Source organism: Pseudomonas sp. F01002, from assembly GCF_004402115.1.
Taxonomy (GTDB): Bacteria; Pseudomonadota; Gammaproteobacteria; order Pseudomonadales; family Pseudomonadaceae; genus Aquipseudomonas; species Aquipseudomonas frigoris.
Window position 1 is genome coordinate 376,957 of the sequence record NZ_SOPU01000003.1, and the last position, 4,138, is coordinate 381,094.

4 protein-coding genes are annotated in these 4,138 nt (G+C 59.2%); 1 reads left to right on the plus strand and 3 read right to left on the minus strand.

Features of this window, described 5'->3' with window-relative positions:
* Positions 1 to 99: 99 nt before the first annotated feature.
* From gcvH to E3W21_RS02295, 3 genes are all read right to left on the minus strand, one after another.
* Positions 100 to 483, minus strand: a complete 384-nt coding sequence (gene gcvH / locus E3W21_RS02285) for a glycine cleavage system protein GcvH (RefSeq protein WP_007949423.1) — start codon at positions 481 to 483, stop codon at positions 100 to 102.
* A gap of 450 nt (positions 484 to 933) precedes the next feature.
* On the minus strand, positions 934 to 2,442 hold the full coding sequence (locus E3W21_RS02290; protein WP_134417569.1) for a sigma-54-dependent transcriptional regulator: 1,509 nt from the start codon (positions 2,440 to 2,442) through the stop codon (positions 934 to 936).
* Positions 2,443 to 2,632: 190 nt separating this feature from the next.
* Positions 2,633 to 2,992 (minus strand): DUF5064 family protein, encoded by a 360-nt coding sequence (locus E3W21_RS02295; protein WP_134417571.1) that lies wholly within the window; start codon positions 2,990 to 2,992, stop codon positions 2,633 to 2,635.
* A 179-nt stretch (positions 2,993 to 3,171) separates the two neighbouring features.
* Here E3W21_RS02295 and E3W21_RS02300 point away from each other — a divergent pair, with 179 nt between their 5' ends.
* Positions 3,172 to 4,035: a DNA-3-methyladenine glycosylase gene (locus E3W21_RS02300; protein ID WP_134417573.1), complete on the plus strand. Its 864-nt coding sequence runs from the start codon at positions 3,172 to 3,174 to the stop codon at positions 4,033 to 4,035.
* Positions 4,036 to 4,138: the final 103 nt, after the last annotated feature.

Here is a 4,138-nt window from a genome sequence, read left to right on the forward strand (position 1 = left end):
TATTGAGCATGGCTTGCTCGTCGCCGGCACGCGGGCCGATGTGGCGGGCGATGAATTCGTTGGCGGTGGTCAGGCTTACTTGAGTCATGTCAGCGCTCCTCAGGCTTCGGCGTTGGCTTTGATCAGACGGTCGTAGGCGTCTTGATCCAGCAGTTTGGCGACAGCCGATGCATCGGTTGGCTGGAAGCGGAAGAACCAGCCTTCACCCAGCGGATCTTCGTTGACCAGTTCAGGGCTGCTGTCGAGTGCCGGGTTCACTTCCAGCACTTCACCGTCCAACGGCATGTACACGCCGCTGGCGGCTTTTACCGATTCCACGGTGGCGGCTTCAGCGCCTTTGTCGTAGGACTGCAGCTCAGGCAGTTGTACGAAAACCACGTCGCCGAGGGCGTTCTGTGCGAAAGCGGTGATGCCGACGGTGACAGTGCCGTCAGCTTCGGTGCGCAGCCATTCGTGATCTTCAGTAAAACGCAACTCGCTCATGGAAACTCCTAAGGGGGCCAGACTCGTCTGGTGGACGCGATTGAATGCTTGGGCAAAAGCCCTGCTTTATAAGCGGTTACTAAGCAAAATCGCGGCCAATGTTATTTAATCGATATAAATCAATGACTTATATGTTTGTTCAAGGTGTATGAATTTGCTGGCTGTAGCGAAATCGCTACAGCACAGGGTGGAGAAAAAAGACTAAGTGGATCAAAGCCTTGCACAACGGTGATCAGGAGAGGGTGTAGCGATATCGTTCCGCTGTAGCGCTTTCAGTACAGATGGAGGTCGTTTTTGAGCAGGTTAGAAGCCCTTGAATTGGAATCCGACCCGTAGGAGCTGCCGAAGGCTGCGATCTTGTCGCAGGCGCTGCAAATTCAAAGTCAAAAGATCGCAGCCTTCGGCAGCTCCTACAGGGGCGCGCGTTCCAATGCTAAGCCAAGTGAGGCTTCAGGGCTTATTGGGAATGCCGTACTTGCGCAACCGATGGGCGATCGCCGTGTGGGAAGTTTGCAAACGGCTGGCCAGTTGGCGGGTTGAGGGGTAGCTGACGTAGAGTTTTTCCAGCAGGGTTTTTTCGAACTCTTCCATGGCTTGTTCGAGGCTGTCGACGTCGCTGTCACTCTGACGTGCCACGGAGGTACCGGCAATATCGAGGTCGCCAATGTCGACCAGGCTGCTTTCGCAAATCGCAGCGGCGCGGAAGATCACGTTCTGCAATTGCCGTACGTTACCCGGCCAGCGATTGCCCAGCAGTGCCGGATAAGTGCCGGGCGCCAGGCGACAGACCGGACGCTGGATCTGCGCGCAGGCCTGCTGCATGAAGTAGCGGGCCAGCAACAGGATGTCCTGGCCGCGTTCGCGCAGGGGCGGAACTTCGACGTTCAGGACGTTGAGGCGATAGAAGAGGTCTTCACGGAACGAACCCTCGCTGACCATTTTTTCCAGGTCACGGTGCGTGGCGCTGAGGATCCGCACGTTGACCTTCACCTCACGATCCCCGCCCACCCGGCGGAAGCTGCCGTCGTTCAAGAAGCGCAGCAACTTGGCCTGCAAATACGGCGACATCTCGCCGATCTCATCGAGAAACACCGTGCCTTGGTTGGCCAGTTCCATCAGCCCCGGTTTGCCGCCCCGTTGTGCGCCGGTGAAGGCGCCGGGGGCGTAGCCGAACAGTTCGCTTTCGGCGAGGTTCTCCGGCAATGCCGCACAGTTCAGCGCCAGAAATGGCGAACTGTGCCGGGCGCTAATGGCGTGGCAGGCACGCGCCACCAGTTCTTTGCCGGTGCCGGTTTCGCCCTGAATCAACAACGGTGCATCGAGGGCCGCAACACGCTGGGCGCGAGCCTTGAGGGTGCGAATCGCCGGGGACTCACCGAGCAGCGCATCGAAACCTTCGGCATGGTCGTGGTGCAGCGCCGAGAGGCGTTCGCCGATGCGGTTCGGTTGATACAGGGTCAGCAGGGCGCCGGCGTCGGTAATCGGTGTGGCGTCCAGCAGCAACGTCTGGCTGTTGACGGTGACTTCCCGCAGCGGCAGGCGGAAGCCGTTTTCCAGCAGGGCTTCGAGCAGTGCCGGGTCGGCGAACAGGTCGGCGATGCTTTCGCCGTCAGGCTCGCGACCGTACAAGGCGATCAGTGCCGGGTTGGCCAGCAGCACCTTGCCGGCACTGTCCAGCGCCAGGACCGGGTCGGTCATGGCCGCGAGCAACGCATCGAGCTGCAGGTGCCGACGCTGACCGGGAAGAATGTCGACCACCGTCACCGCTTGCACGCCGTGTACGCTGAACAACGCGTCGCGCAGTTCTTCGAGCACTTGCGGACTCAAGGTCGGGGCGTCGATGTAGACGTTGGGCGGCACCATTTCCACCGCATCCAGATTGAGATTGCGCCCACCGAGCAGGGCCAGGACTTCCTGGGTAATGCCGACGCGGTCGATGAAGCTGACGTGGATACGCATGGGGCGTTTTTTGGGTTCTGGAGTGCGGAGGGTGGCAAGTATGCCTTGGAGGAGGGTGGGAGGTGAAATCGGCAATGGGGATGGCTTGAAAAGATCGTCCGAACGCGGCCCGAACCTTCGGCAGCTCCTACAGGGGAATGCGTTCGGCGTAGGAGCTGCCGAAGGCTGCGATCTGTTGATCTTCCAAGCGTTATTCCAGATGTTCGGGTTTGACCGGATCGCCGGATTTGACGTGGAGCTGCTCCCGCACATCTTCAAACATGGCGTCGTACTCCTTGTGTATCGAGCCGATACTGGCCTCTTTGGGCATCCCGTACTTCTGCGCGATGCGCGTGGCATGCCGGGCGAAGTCGAAGGCCTGATCTTTGGGCAGGAAGAATTCTTCCTTCAGCTCCTTGTCCCCAACCGTGCCATGCATCTTGAAGAGCATGCCTTCGCCTTCCTTGGGATCCTGGCTGACTTCATAGTCGATGCTCAAGCTGTAACTGTAATCGTCCTTGTTCAGCGCGTGGCGCTCGATGTGCAGGTGACCGGGCTCGAACGTTGCCATTTAGCGTTTCTCCTTCAAAAAGGCATTGAATCAGGGCAGACCTCAGGCCTGCCCTCGGAGTTTCTTTTATTGATAGCTTATCCGGGTGTCGCCGTGTCCGAGAGTGGACCGATCATCGGGACTTTTCCAGTCTGTCGGGCGAACTTGGTTCATCTTGGTCAGCGTAAATCGGAGGCGTTATGAAGGTGTTGCTGGAGTACCAACTACCTTATGACTGGTCGGCGATGCTGGTTTTTTTGTCGGCGCGGGCGATTGTCGGGATCGAGGTCGTGGTTGGCGGCGTTTACTCGCGCAGCATCGGGTTGAACGGTGTTCATGGCACGTTTTCGATCAAGCCCGCAGTGACGGATGCGCTTGAAGTGACGCTGGATTTTCCTGATTCAACGGCGGTGCCAGAGATCATCGCGCGGCTGCGGCGGATGTTTGATCTGGATGTGGACCTGGCAACGATTCATCGGCAACTGGCGGTTGATCCATTGATGGCGCGGTTGATTGTCGAGCGTCCGGGGTTGCGGGTGCCGGGGGCGTGGGATGGCCTGGAGTTGGCGATTCGTGCGGTGTTGGGGCAGCAGATTAGCGTGGGCGCGGCGATTAAACTGGCGGGGAAACTGGTGGCGCAGTATGGCGAGCCGTTGGCTTCGTCGTTGCCCGGCGTGACCCATGTGTTTCCTCAGGCTGCCGCTTTGGCGTCAGTGGATCTGGCAGCGTTGGGGATGCCGAAAAGCCGTGGTCGAACGCTGTCGGGTGTGGCTCAGGCATTGCTTGATGATCCTTTATTGTTTGAGCCGGATCGGGAGGGCGGCGTTGCGCGGCTACTGGCGTTGCACGGGATTGGTGACTGGACGGCGCAATACATCGCCTTGCGGCAGTTGCGCGATCCGGATGCGTTTCCGAGCGGGGATGTGGGGTTGATCAATGCGCTGGCGGCGCTAGAAGGTGAGGCGGTGACGGCTCGGCAATTGTTGCAACGAGCCGAAGCGTGGCGACCCTATCGAGGCTATGCGGCGCAGCTTTTGTGGACTTCACTGAGTCGGACTGACTGAGCTAGTCCGAGATTTTTGCTGACTTTTCGGGCCCTATCGCGAGCAAGCTCGCTCCCACATTTGATCGCGGTCGTCCGGGAGAACCCGGTCAGTTGTGGGAGCG